Raw genomic sequence first — 7418 nt, 5'->3', positions numbered from 1 at the left:
CCGGTGCGGCGAGTGCGGTGACGAGGGCCCCGCCGACGATCAGCGACTCCTTGTTGGCGAGCGCCAGGGTGCGGCCGGCCTTCAGCGCGGCGAGGGTAGACCCGAGCCCGATCGATCCGGTGATCGCGTTGAGCACCACGTCGGCCTCGACGTCGCGGACCAGCTGCTCGGCCTCGGCGGCGCCGAGGGCCGTGTCGTCCACGCCGAACTCCTCGGCCTGCTGCTCCAGCAGCTCCGCCTGCGTGCCCGCGGCGAGCCCGACCAGTTCGAAGCGATCCGGATTGGCCCGGATCACGTCGAGGGCCTGAGTGCCGATGGAGCCGGTGGAGCCGAGGATGAGGACGCGACGCATGGCCTCAGCCTAGGCCGTGTCCCCCTGACGCAGCGGGGCCCGCCACGTCGGCGACGTGGCGGGCCCCGATCGGCGTCAGGAGGCGATCACTGCGCGGGTGCGGCCGAAGGCAGCGTGCCGAGGATGTCGATCACGAAGACGAGCGTCGAGTTCGCGGGGATCGACGACTGCGCCTGATCGCCGTAGCCGTCGGCCGGCGGGATCACGACCAGCACCTGCGAGCCCACCTTCTGGCCCTCGAGCGCCTTCTTGAAGCCGGGCACCACGCCGGTGGTCTGGAACTGCGCCGGCGTCCCCCGCTTCCAGCTGGAGTCGAACTCCTTGCCGTCGGCCCAGGTCACGCCGCGGTACTGCACGATCACGTAGTCGCCGCTTCCGACGGTCGGTCCGTCGCCCTGCTTGAGGTCGGCGATCTTCGTCTCCGTCGGCGGGTCGGACTTGGGGATCGTGATGTCGGGCGCGCCGTCCTTGGCGAGCTTCACGGTGGGCATCCCGGCGACCGGGGCAACCTCCTTGCCGTCGGCGACGGTCGGGAGCTTCTTCGTGGACTGCGCGTACACGACGACGGACTGCTGCCCCTGGCCGAGGAGCTTGCCTGGCACGGCGAGGACGATCGAGGATCCGAGCGGCTGGCACTCCAGGGCCACGACGAAGAGCGACTGCTGGTTCGGGTCGAGCAGGATCGGGAGCTGGTCGCCCGCACCCCGCTCGCTCGAGTCCAGAGCCGTGCCGTCGGCGGCCTTCACGAGGCGGTACTGCACGGAGACCAGGTCCCCCGCGACGACGTTCTTGCCATCGCCCTTCTTCAGGACCGTGCGTTCGACGGACGTGGCGGCGTCGATGTCCGTTCCGGACGGCACCGTGACCTTCAGATCCTTGCCCTCGCCGTCGACCTTGACCGCGTCGGAGGTCTTGCCCGGCTTCGCGTTGAGCAGGCACGACGACGACGCCGACGGCGACGGGGACGCGGAGGGGTTCCCGGCACCGGCACAGCCGGAGAGCAGGAGGGCCGTCGCTGCGACGGCGGAGAGAGCAGCGGCAAGGCGGATGCGCACGGAGGACCTCGAGACGTAGAGACGAACCCGCCTATCCTGCCCTATCGGGCTTTGCCGCCGCTGGGAGGCGGTGCGATCGCTCGCTGCTCCCCGCCGCGCGAGCGCGATGATCTCCGCCGCGCGCGCGCATTCCGATCGCGGAATGGATCCTGATCTAGCCTTGTCTGGTGACCCCGGAACCCGAACCCGCAGCGTCTGCGGCCCGCGACGAAGCCGTCGCGGATCAGCAACAGAGCGTCGACGAAGAGGTGCATCGGGCCGGTGCGACCTACCTGCTCGGCCGGATGATCCTGATCCCGCTCACCCGGCTCATCTACCGCCCTCGCATCGAGGGCCGTGCGAACGTGCCGATGGACGGCCCGATCATCTTCGCCTCGAACCACCTCTCCTTCATCGACTCGATCGCGATCCCCGTCGCCGCCCCTCGGCGCGTGCATTTCCTCGCGAAGTCGAGCTACTTCGAGGGCACGAGCCTCAAGGGGCGGTTCGTGGCCAGCTTCATGCGCGCGGTCGGCGCGATCCCCGTGCGCCGGGGCGCGGGACAGGCGGCACTGGACGCCCTGGACGCGCAGCGGAAGCTGCTGGATCAGGGGCTCGCGGTCGCCCTGTACCCCGAGGGCACGCGTTCGACCGACGGCCGCCTCTACAAGGGACGCACGGGCGTCGCCTTCCTCGCCCTGCAGACGGGCGCGAAGGTCGTGCCGGTCGGCGTGATCGGCACCGACAAGGCGATGCCGGTCGGCGCGAGCATGCCCAAGATCGGCTCGAAGGTCACGATCCGCTTCGGCGAACCGCTGGATCTCTCGCACCATGGCCCTGCGACTTCGGGACGCGCCCGCCGGGGTGCGACCGACGAGATCATGACGGCCATCCACGCGCTGAGCGAGCAGGAGCTCGCGGGCGTCTACAACGAGGTGCCCGCACAGGGCGCGATCGAGAAGATCAAGCAGGCCCTGCCGCACGAGCGGCGCTGACCGCGCGCGTCACGCCAGGGCGGCAGTCGGATCCGCGATCAGGATCGTGGCCTCGTGGTGCACGGGGAACGACACCGAATTCGCGATGAAGCACCAGGCGTTGGCCTGCGCGTGCGCGGCCTCGGCGGCTGCGCGCATGGTCTCGTCGGCGATCGTCACGACCGGATGCAGCGTGACCTCGGTGAACGCGCCGCCACCCCGCCCGTCCTCCTGCATCGTGCCGGTGGCCTCGTCTCGATAGTCGACGACGACGACGCCGGCCGTGACGCAGGCGTGCAGGTAGCTCAGCAGGTGGCACTCGCTGAGCGCCGCGAGCAGCATGTCCTCCGGGTTCCAGCGGGTCGGATCCCCGCGGAACGGCTTGTCGGAGGAGGCCAGCAGATCCGGCTTGCCCTCGACGCTGACCGTGCTCGCGCGGTCGTAGTCGCGATAGCCCGAGGTGCCGGTCCCCCTGTTCCCGGTCCAGGTCGTGCGGAGGGCGTAGCGGTGCGTGCCGAGGGTCATGGAACCATCGTGCCAGGATCCCGCCCGCCCGGGCCGAAATGCGCCCGTCGGCCGTGCGCGCGCCCACTAGGCTGGCACACGTGGTGCAGACTTTGACCGTCCAGGATGCCGTGGAACTCGCCGTCGTCGAACGGAACGGATTCATCGAATCCCGCCACATCGGAGCAGCCGTCGTGCTCTCCCCGGAAGGCGAGGTCGTGGTCCGCCACGGCAACTCCGACGCGCTGGTGCTGCCCCGCTCCAGCATGAAGCCGATGCAGGCGATCGCGTGCCTGACCGCCGGCGCCCCGCTCGAGGGCGAGCAGCTCGGCCTGGCCACGGCGAGCCACATCGGCACCGATCGGCACGTCGCCGTGGTGCGCGAGATCCTCGCGGCGGGCGGCCTCACCGAGGACGACCTCGGCTGCCCCGCGGACTGGCCCGGCGATTCGGCCACCAGGGACGAACTGGTGCGCGATCACGCCGGCAAGGCGCGGATCCGGATGAACTGCTCGGGGAAGCACGCCACGATGCTGCGCGCCTGCATCGCGAACGGCTGGCCGACGGCCGGCTACCTCGACCTGGACCATCCTCTGCAGGTGCACATCAAGGACGTCGTCGAGCGCCTCAGCGGTGAGCGCATCACGGCCACCGCCATCGACGGCTGCGGAGCCCCGGTGCACGCGATCACGCTCACCGGACTCGCCAGGGCCGTGCATCGCATCGGCACCGCCTCGGAGGGCTCGCCGTTCGCACTGCACCGAGTCGCCGGCGCGCTGGTGCGCACGGTGCGGGAGAACCCGTGGACGATCGAGGGTCCCGGCCGCCCCGACACCATCGCGATCGAGAAGCTCGGCGTCTTCGCGAAGCACGGCGCGGAGGGCGTGATGGTGATGGTGGCCCCGAACGGCGCCACGGTCGCCCTGAAGATGCTCGACGGCTCCGGCCGCGCGGCGACGATCGTCGCCGCCACCCTGCTCGCCCGTGCGGGCGCGCTGACCGACGCGCAGGTGGACAGCCTCGCCTCGGCCCTTCCACTTGCCGTCCTCGGAGGCGGCAGCGGCGTGGGGGCCATCCGCCCCGGCGCCGGAATCTGAGCGCCCCCAGAAGGGGCCAGAACCCGCGGGCGGGAAAGCCCATCAGGGAAAAGGAAAGGAGCCACGATGAGGATCTCTGTCCCCAGCGAGGTGAAGAACAACGAGTTCCGCGTCGCCCTCACGCCCGCCGGCGTGCACGACCTCGTTCAGGCCGGCCATGAGGTCTTCGTGCAGTCCGGCGCCGGCGCCGGCTCCTCGATGTCGGATGCCGACTATGTGGAGGCGGGAGCGACGCTGCTCGATGACGCCGATGAGGTCTGGGCGCGCGCCGAGCTGGTGCTGAAGGTGAAGGAGCCGATCGCCAGCGAATACCACCGCTTCCGCAGCGACCTGGTGCTGTTCACGTACCTGCACCTCGCCGCCGATCGCGCGCTCACCGATCGGCTCGCCGAGTCGGGCATGACCGCGATCGCCTACGAGACGGTGCAGCTGGCCTCCGGCGCTCTGCCGCTGCTCGCCCCGATGAGCGAGGTCGCGGGGCGCCTCGCGCCGCTCGTCGGCGCGAACACGCTGATGCGCTCGCACGGCGGCCTGGGTCTGCTGATGTCGGGCGTTCCCGGCACCCGCCCCGCCACCGTCACGGTCATCGGCGGCGGCGTGGCCGGCGCGAATGCGGCCGTCATCGCGGCGGGGATGGGCGCGGACGTGACCATCTTCGACACCAACATCGCGCGCCTGCGCTACCTGGACGACTTCTTCGGCGGTCGGGTGAAGACCGCGGCGTCGAACCCTCTCGATCTGCGGCGTGCGGTCGTGAATTCGGACCTCGTCATCGGATCGGTGCTGATCCCCGGTGCGAAGGCGCCGAAGCTGGTCACGAACGACATGGTCGCCGAGATGCGCCCGGGCAGCGTGCTCGTGGACATCGCGGTGGACCAGGGCGGCTGCTTCGAGGACACGCACCCGACCACGCACGACGACCCCACGTTCCGCGTGCACGACACGGTCTTCTACTGCGTGGCGAACATGCCTGGCGCCGTGCCGAACACCTCCACGTCGGCACTCACCAACGCCACCCTGCCGTACGTGCGGCAGATCGCGGGGCGCGGCTGGCAGGCGGCGCTGCGCGCAGACGCGGCTCTGGCCGGCGGCCTCAACGTGACCGGCGGCAGGATCGCCAACGCCGGCGTCGCCACCGCGCACGAGCTGCCGCTCACGCCGCTGGACGAGCTGCTGGGCTGACGTCGCCCTGCGGGGCGGGCAGGATCACCCTGGACGGTCGACCGTCCCGATCGATGGTCCACGCCCGCCCCGCATGCGGCGTCGCGTACGGCGGCAGCTCGCGCACCCCGGCGAGCATGCGAAGGTCACGTGCGGCCTCGGCGAGCACCACGACCTCGCCGGTGCGGACGATCCGCTGCCAGAGCGCGTACTGCCGCTGCCAGGCGTCGGCATCGCCGACGAGCAGGAGGAGTCCCCCGGGCTCCGGCTCCCGGGGCGCGGCGCGCTCTCGCCCCGCGCCTCCGCCGTCGCCACGGATCCGCCCGGCCTCGGCCGCCGCATCGCCCAGCCCCTCCCCCTCCGGCAGCACCACAGGGGCCCCGTCTCGGAGCACCTGCACCGCGGCGAGCCCGAAGCGGGCGGCGAGTGTCTCCGCCGTGCGCGACGGCGTCGGGCTCACCACGCCGACGAGCAGCGCCCGAGGCTCCCAGCGCGGCGTGTCCGCACGCAGGGTCGTGCGTCTGCGACGCGCCGCGGGAGCCGCGCCCCCGGCGGGCTCCTCGTCGGGCAGCACGAACTGCACCTCTGCCCCGCCCAGCCGGGCGCGCCCCGGCGGACGGTCGGGATCGTACGAGCCGGGCTCTCCCCCGGCGGTGAGATGCTCGGTGCGACTCGCGGCGCGCAGCAGCGCCCGCTCCGGCAGCAGGTCCGCGAGGACCGAGAGCTGGCCCGTGCAGCGTGAGGCGCTGAGGACCACCGTGCCGCCGCGCTCCGCTGCGAGCCGGATGACACGCTGCAGGCGCTCCGCCCAGCCGGAGGCGTACTCGAGCGGGAACGCCGCGAGGCGCCGGTCGACATCGTCCACCGCCAGCAGCGGCGGCACCGGGCGTCGCCCTTCCGCGATCTCGTCGATCACCGACCACGCCTGCTCGGGATCCGCAGGCAGCAGGAACCCGTCCGGCGTCTGCGCCACCGCCGCCCGCAGGATGCTGCTCTTCCCGCTACCAGGCCCGCCGAACACCGCGAGCCCCCTGTCCTCGCCGACGCGCAGCGTGCGCGTCCTCTGCCGCTGCTGCTCCGGCTCGTCCGCGAGCCCGAGCACGATCTCCCCCTGGCCTGCCGCGGCAAGGCCGGCACGGTGCAGCCGCCGCGGCAGGGCCGGCTGCCAGGGGCTCTGAGCCTGTGTCGCGCCGTGCCAGCGGGTCGTGAGGACGGCGAGCTCCTGTGCACCGGTCCGCGCGACGCGGAACGCCACGGGCACCGCGTCCTGAGGGCGGCGGAGGTACGCGAGTCCGCGCCCGCCGGCGTCACCCGGGAGCGCAGCCGCGGCGTCGCTGCCGATCATGGCCCTGCTGTCGGCCGGATCCGTGACGCGCAGGGCGATGCGCAGCGGGCAGTTCGCGGCCAGCGCGTCGCGGATCACCCCGGTGGCGCGCTGCGTGCCGAGGATCAGATGCACACCGAGAGCGCGCCCGCGGGCGGCGATGTCCGTGAACACGGCAGCCAGGTCGGGGTGCTCCTGCAGCAGGGCCGCGAACTCGTCGACGACGATCACCAGCCGGCCCAGCGCTCCTCCGGTCTCGGCGACGCTGCGGGCGCCCGACGTCGCGAGGACTCCCTCCCTGCGCCGAAGCTCCGCCCGCAGGCTCCGCACGCCGCGTTCTGCACCAGAGGCGTCGAGGTCGGTGATCACGGCGGCCACGTGCGGCAGCGCGCGCAGCCGCTCGAACGCCGTGCCGCCCTTGAAGTCGGCCAGCACGAAGCCCACCTGCTCGGGCGTGTGCGCGGCGGCGAGGGCGACGACCCAGCTCACCAGGAGCTCGCTCTTGCCCGCGCCGGTGACCCCGGTCACGAGCGCGTGCGGCCCCTCGTCGACGAGGTCGAGCGCGACCACTCCCGCCGCGTCCCGCCCGATCGCCGCCCGCAGGCCCTCCGCCCTCGCCGGAGGCCGCCCTGGAACGCTGCCGTCCGCCTCCTGCCCCGGCGCGGGCGGGAGCACGTCGCTCAGCGCCACCTCCGCGGGGATCGCCGCTTCCTCCCCGTGCTCCCGCGTGAGGTGCCGCACGATCTCCTCCGCCTGCTCGCGAGAGGCCCTCCGCCCGGCAGGCGCGGGTGCCGCCCGGAGTGCGCAGCGCGGCGGCTCCGGGCTCCGCGACGTCCAGCACGGCGTAGTAGCCCGCCGGCGGCGGCGCGCCGGGGGCGAGCAGGCTGAGCCGAGCCCCGGACGGCGCGGTCCGCCGTGCGCCGACGTGCACCGCCCCCGTGCCGTGCGGAGCGGGACGCGCCTGCGGCAATC

At 72.8% G+C, this 7418-nt stretch carries 6 protein-coding genes and 1 pseudogene; 3 read left to right on the top strand and 4 right to left on the bottom strand.

The annotated features are described in order from the left end of the window. Together B7X32_RS16250 and B7X32_RS16245 are read right to left on the bottom strand one after the other, a co-directional pair. Positions 1-352 (bottom strand): annotated as a pseudogene (locus B7X32_RS16250) (1-deoxy-D-xylulose-5-phosphate reductoisomerase); the annotation flags it as partial. An 86-nt stretch (positions 353-438) separates the two neighbouring features. Continuing rightward, positions 439-1407 carry an FKBP-type peptidyl-prolyl cis-trans isomerase gene (locus B7X32_RS16245; protein ID WP_292721905.1) on the bottom strand — a complete coding sequence of 323 codons (969 nt, stop codon included), beginning with the start codon at positions 1405-1407 and terminating at the stop codon, positions 439-441. Between the two features lie 284 nt (positions 1408-1691). On the opposite strand from B7X32_RS16245, the gene B7X32_RS16240 reads away from it, so the two are divergent. Further along, positions 1692-2381: a lysophospholipid acyltransferase family protein gene (locus B7X32_RS16240; RefSeq protein ID WP_292721909.1), complete on the top strand. Its 690-nt coding sequence runs from the start codon at positions 1692-1694 to the stop codon at positions 2379-2381. Between the two features lie 9 nt (positions 2382-2390). Here B7X32_RS16240 and B7X32_RS16235 read toward each other — a convergent pair whose 3' ends face one another. Further along, complete coding sequence (locus B7X32_RS16235) at positions 2391-2885, bottom strand: OsmC family protein (protein WP_292721903.1); 495 nt, start codon at positions 2883-2885, stop codon at positions 2391-2393. 80 nt (positions 2886-2965) lie between these two features. On the opposite strand from B7X32_RS16235, the gene B7X32_RS16230 reads away from it, so the two are divergent. Continuing rightward, positions 2966-3961: an asparaginase gene (locus tag B7X32_RS16230; RefSeq protein WP_292721900.1), complete on the top strand. Its 996-nt coding sequence runs from the start codon at positions 2966-2968 to the stop codon at positions 3959-3961. Between the two features lie 66 nt (positions 3962-4027). Further along, positions 4028-5143 carry an alanine dehydrogenase gene (gene ald, locus B7X32_RS16225; RefSeq protein ID WP_292721898.1) on the top strand — a complete coding sequence of 372 codons (1116 nt, stop codon included), beginning with the start codon at positions 4028-4030 and terminating at the stop codon, positions 5141-5143. Here ald and B7X32_RS16220 read toward each other — a convergent pair. After that, positions 5115-7187 carry an FtsK/SpoIIIE domain-containing protein gene (locus tag B7X32_RS16220; protein WP_292721895.1) on the bottom strand — a complete coding sequence of 691 codons (2073 nt, stop codon included), beginning with the start codon at positions 7185-7187 and terminating at the stop codon, positions 5115-5117. The genes ald and B7X32_RS16220 overlap by 29 nt on opposite strands. Positions 7188-7418 lie beyond the last annotated feature (231 nt).

The organism is Microbacterium sp. 13-71-7 (assembly GCF_002257455.1).
In the GTDB taxonomy this organism is placed as follows: Bacteria; Actinomycetota; Actinomycetes; order Actinomycetales; family Microbacteriaceae; genus Microbacterium.
This window is presented reverse-complemented; position numbering and strand designations above follow the sequence as displayed.